The 5,076-nt window shown below is 73.3% G+C and carries 1 protein-coding gene; it reads left to right on the top strand.

Annotated elements, in window-relative coordinates; genetic code table 11:
* A partial coding sequence (locus CCN42_RS39810) for a non-ribosomal peptide synthetase (protein ID WP_143662217.1) occupies window positions 1–5,076 on the top strand: 5,076 nt, incomplete at both ends.

The following is a 5,076-nucleotide window of genomic DNA, read 5'->3' as shown; positions in this document are numbered from 1 at the left end:
TACCGGCAGTGGTCGCAGGCGATGGCCGAGTACGCCCGTCGGCGGCCGGAGGAGAGGGCCTACTGGGAGGACCTCCTCACCGACCTCGACGAGGCCCCCGTGCTGCGACAGGACACGGGCGCCCTGGTGGACACCCACGTCACGCTCGACGCCTCCCGTACCGCACAGCTCCTCGGTGACTGCCAGCGCGTTCACGGCACGCGCGTCGACGAGTTCCTGCTCGCCGCGTTCACGCAGGCCCTGGCCGACGTGACCGGCCGGCCGGTGCAGCATCTGATGGTGGAGGGGCACGGCCGCGAGGACTTCGAACCCGGTCTCGACGTCAGCCGCACGCTCGGCTGGTTCACCACCCTCCACCCGGTGCGCGTGGAGACGTACGACGACGCCCGGCGCACCCTGGCATCCGTCAAGGACGGGCTGCGCACCGTGCCCGGGAAGGGCCTCGGCCACGGCCCCCTGTGCGGCTACGACCGGCCGTTGCCCCGCGTGTGCTTCAACTACCTGGGGCGCCTCGACGCCGCCACCGGCCCCTGGCAGATCACCACGGAGCCCGGCGGCGACTGGAGCCACCCGGACAACCTGCTGCCGTACGCGGTCACCGCCACCGGCATGGTGAGGGAGGGGCAGCTGCGGTTCACGCTCTCCTGCCGGCTGCCCGAGCCCGACGCCCGCCGGATCGCCCGGGCCTTCGAGGACCGGCTGACCGCGCTGGTCGACACCACGGCACGCGGCACCCGCACCCACCTCACGGTGAGCGACATCGACGGACTGCTGCCCCAGGAGCACCTCGACCGGCTCCAGGCCGACCGCGAACTGGACGGCGTCTTCGCCGCCACCAGCCTCCAGCAGGGATTCATCCAGCACGCCGTCGCCCAGGGCGACATCGACGACGCCTACCGGGTACAGGCGGTCTGGGACTACGAGACCGCCCTCGACCCGGACCTGTACCGCGCGGCGTGGGAGCACGTGCAGCGGGACTTCGCCGCGCTGCGACTGCGGTTCGACTGGCAGCACGAGATGGTGCAGGTCGTCGACCGCGAGGCGCCGCTGACCTGGCAGTACCTGGACCTCAGCGGCCACCGGGACACCGCCGCGCGCGACGCCGCCTTCCAGGCGCTGCTGGAGAGCGACCGTGCCACGCCGTACGATCTGCGGGTCAGTGGTCTGTTCCGGGTCCACCTCGTCAAGCAGGACGCGGAGCGCTTCACCTGCGTGCTCAACACGCATCACGCGATCCTGGACGGCTGGAGCAGCCCGCTGCTGCTGCGCGCCCTGCACGACGCCTACCTCGCGCTGCGCGACGGCCGCCCCGTGGCCCAGGCCGGCGACGACTACGCCGCGGTGCAGCGCGGCCTGCGGCACAGCGCCCACGCCCACGACGCGTTCTGGCGCGCCTACGTCGCGGACGCCGGCGACGGCTGCGACCTCGGCGGGCTGCTGCGGCCCGAGGCCCGCGGCACGGACCTCGCCACTCACCGGCGCGTCCTGCACCAGGAGCAGCAGACGCTGCCGCTGCCCCCCGACCTGCTCACGGGGCTGCGCACCGTCGCCCAGGACCACGGGGTCACCCTCAACGCGCTGCTCCAGTACGCCTGGCACAAGGTGCTCGGCTGCTACGGCCGGGCCGACACCACCGTCGTCGGCACCGTGCTCGCCGGGCGCGACGTGCCCGTCGACGGCATCGAGACGTCCGTCGGCCTCTACCTGAGCACCGTCCCGCTGATCGCCCGCCACGGCACCGGCGCCGACAGCGCGATCGAAGAGGTCCAGCGGCTCCAGGACGACCTGCACGAGATCAGCCGCCGCGGCAGCGTCGACCTCGCCGCCCTCCAGACCGGCGGGCGGCGGCTGTTCGACAGCCTGTTCATCTACGAGAACTATCCGGCCGTCACCGACGAGCGGCACGAGCGGCGGCTGCGGCCCCGCTTCCGCTTCCGGCACCAGAAGCGCGACTACCCGCTGGTGGTGTCGGTGACCGAACAGGACGGGCACGTCACGCTCGTCCTGGACCACGCCGGAGAGCTGTTCGCGCCCGGGACGGCCCGCCGCCTGCTGGCCGGAATGGAGACGGTGCTGCGCACCGTCGCCGGCGACCCCGGTGTCTCCCCGTCGGACGTGCTGCTCACCGCACCGCGGACGGCCCCGCGGGACGAGGCCGAGTGGAACGACAGCGGCACCGCGGAGCCCGCCGAACCGGTCATCCACCGCGCCTTCGAGGCACAGGCCGCCCGCACTCCCGCCGCGCCCGCGGTCACCCACGGCGGCACCACCCTGACGTACGCGGAACTCAACACGGCGGCCAACCGGCTGGCCCGCGTGGCCCGGCGGCAGGTTCCGCTCGCCCCCGAGGAGCCGGTCCTGCTGCTGCTCGACCGCGGCACCGACACCGTCACCGGCCTGCTCGCCGTCCTCAAGGCGGGCTGCGCCTACGTGCCGCTCGACCCCGGCTACCCGGACGAGCGCATCGCCCGGATCGCCGACGGCAGCGGCGCCCGCCTGCTGCTCACCCACGCCCGCCACCGCGACCGGCTGACCGCACGGTTCCCCGGCCTGACCGTGCTCGCCGTCGATGCCCCCGAGACGCGGGCGGCGTGCGCCGCCGAGCGCCCCGACGACCTGGACCTGCCCGTCACCGGGGACTCGCTCGCCTACGTCCTGTACACGTCCGGCACCACCGGACAGCCCAAGGGCGTGATGGTGGAGCACCGGGCCTTCACCACCACCATGGCGGCCCTGCGGCGCCGCCACTTTCCCGAGGCCGGCCCGCTGCACACCTACAGCCTGACCAACTACGTCTTCGACATCTTCGGACTCGAGTACGGCCTGACGCTGCTCGGCGGCGGCAGCACGACCGTCGGCGACCATCCGGTGGCCGAACTGGACTGCTCCTTCTACGACTTCGTCCAGATGACGCCCAGCCTGCTGGAGATGACGCTGCCCGCGCTGCGCGGCCTCGGGGACACCCAGCTGCTGGTCGGCGGGGAACGCCTGGACAGGCATCTGCTGCGCGCGGCGCTGCGCCGCTGCCCGCGCGTGGTCAACGTCTACGGCCCCACCGAGACCACCATCTGGTCCACCTCCCGCGCCTACACGGCCGCGGACGCCGACGGCCCGCTCCTGGTCACGATCGGCCGGCCCCTGCCGAACGAGACGGCGCATGTCCTCGACGCCCGGCTGCGGCCGTTGCCCCCCGGCGCGATCGGCGAACTGTACCTGGGGGGTGCCGCCCTCGCCCGCGGCTACCTCGGTGACCCGGAACTGACACGGGACCGCTTCGTGGACGCGTCCGCCGCCGGGTTCGGCCGTCTCTACCGCACCGGCGACCTGGCACGCCGACGGGACGACGGGGAGATCGAGTTCGTCGGCCGCGCCGACGACCAGATCAAGCTGCGCGGCCACCGCATCGAACTCGGCGAGGTGGAGAGCGCGCTGGTGTCGTTCGAGGGGGTGCGGCAGAGCGCCGTCGTCGTCGGCTCCCTCGACGGCTCCGCCGACACCCCGGACAGCGCCCGCAGCCTGATCGGCTACTACGTCGCGGACCGGGCTCTCGGCGAGGACGCGCTCCGCGCCCACCTGGCCACCCTGCTGCCGGAGTACATGCGACCCGCCGCGCTCGTGCACCTGACCGAGCTGCCGCTGACCTACAGCGGAAAGCTCGACGTCAAGGCGCTGCCCGCAGCACGCCGCCGGGCCGCCCGCAGCACACCGGCGGCCCCGTCGGACGACACCGAACGGCTGCTCGCCCGGCTGTGGCAGGACGTCCTCGGCCTGGACGAGGTCGGCGTGCACGACCGCTTCTTCGACGTGGGCGGCAACTCCGTCCTGCTGACCAAGGTCCATGCCCGCCTGCCGGAGGACATCCGGCGCACGGTGACCCTGACCGACCTGTTCCGGCTGCCGACCATCGCCTCCCTGGCCGCGCACGTCACCGGCCGAAGCGTCACCGGCCGGCGCGCCGGCGAACCGCAGCCCCTGGAGCCCGCCGCGCACCCGGCCGCCCCCGGGCACCGGGACGGCGGCGACGGCCGGGACATCGCCGTCATCGGCATGGCCGGCCGCTTCCCCGACGCCGACGACCTCGAGGAGTTCTGGCACAACCTGGTCACCGGCCACCACAGCGTCGTCCGCCTCACGGGGGCCGAACTGCTCGCCGCGGGCGTGCCGGAGCGGGAGATCGACCAGCCCGGATACGTCCGGGCCCGCAGCGCACTGCGCGACATCCGCTCCTTCGACGCCGAGTTCTTCGGCTACTCGCCCCGCGAGGCGCGGACCATGGATCCGCAGCACCGGCTGTTCCTGGAGTGCGCCTGGCACGCCCTGGAGGACGCGCACTGCGACCCCGCCGCGTACGACGGTGACATCGGGGTGTACGCGGGCGCGGGGCACAACGACTACGCGCAGGAGCACGTGCTGCCCTCGCTCGGCGAGACCGACCTGGCCACGCGCTACCAGGTGATGATCAACAATCAGGCGAACTTCCTGTGCACCAAGGTCGCCTACAAGCTCGGCCTGACCGGCCCCGCCGTCACCGTGCAGACCGCCTGCTCCACCTCGCTGGTGGCGGTCCACCAGGCGTGCACGGCACTCCTCGCGGGCGACTGCGACGTGGCGCTGGCCGGCGGAGTCTCCATCGGCAAGCTCCGCACCGAGGGCTACGTCCACCAGGACGGCATGGTGTTCTCCCCGGACGGCACCTGCCGCGCCTTCGACGCGGACGCACAGGGCACCATCGAGGGCCAGGGGGTCGGCATCGTCGTCCTCAAGCGGCTCGACCGCGCCCTCGCCGACGGCGACCGTGTCCGCGCCGTCATCAAGGCAACGGCGATCAACAACGACGGACGGAACAAGGTCGGCTACACCGCCCCCAGCCAGGAACGGCAGGCCGCCGTGATCCGCCGCGCCCACGAACGCGCCGGGATCGACCCCGCCACCATCGGCTACGTCGAGGCCCACGGCACCGGCACCCCACTCGGCGACCCCATCGAAGTGGCCGCCCTGCACGAGGCGTTCACCTCCGGCGGTACAGCGCCGCACCGGGTCGCCCTGGGCTCGGTGAAGACCAACATCGGCCACCTC

Source organism: Streptomyces glaucescens (assembly GCF_002154375.1).
In the GTDB taxonomy this organism is placed as follows: Bacteria; Actinomycetota; Actinomycetes; order Streptomycetales; family Streptomycetaceae; genus Streptomyces; species Streptomyces glaucescens.
Note: the sequence above shows the minus strand (reverse complement) of the source record. Positions and strands in the feature narration are given on the sequence as shown.